General features: G+C 53.4%; 1 rRNA gene. It reads right to left on the reverse strand.

Features of this window, described 5'->3' with window-relative positions:
• Nucleotides 1-672: ribosomal RNA gene (locus QP982_RS10635) — 23S ribosomal RNA — on the reverse strand; the annotation flags it as partial.

The raw sequence follows: 672 nt of genomic DNA on the forward strand, positions 1-672 counted from the left end.
ACAAGGAATTTCGCTACCTTAGGATGGTTATAGTTACCACCGCCGTTTACTGGGGCTTAAATTCTCCGCTTCGACCCACAAAGGGTCTAACAGGTCCTCTTAACCTTCCAGCACCGGGCAGGCGTCAGTCCGTATACATCGACTTACCCGTCTTCGCACGGACCTGTGTTTTTAGTAAACAGTCGCTTCCCTCTATTCTCTGCGGCCACAACCAGCTCAACCACGTCGGTCACCAGTCATGACCCCCCTTCTCCCGAAGTTACGGGGGCATTTTGCCGAGTTCCTTAACCACAGTTCTCCCGATCGCCTTAGTATTCTCTACCTGACTACCTGTGTCGGTTTCGGGTACGGGCCGTATATCCACATCGCTAGAGGCTTTTCTCGGCAGCATAGGATCACCAACTTCCCCAAAACGGGTACGCATCACGCCTCACCCTATATGTGCTCCGGATTTACCTAGAACACGGGCCACACGCTTACACCACGATATCCATCACGTGGCACGGCTACCTTCCTGCGTCACCCCATCACTTGGCTACTACCAGTTCAGGTCCCCAGCATCACACACACCAACCAACCTAAAAGGCTAGTAAACGGCGCGTGTTCAGGTGGGTTAGTATCCCTGATTCACCATGGGCGCGGACACACGGGTACGGGAATATCAACCCGTTA

The organism is Corynebacterium sp. MSK019, assembly GCF_030232425.1.
GTDB lineage: Bacteria > Actinomycetota > Actinomycetes > Mycobacteriales > Mycobacteriaceae > Corynebacterium > Corynebacterium jeikeium_D.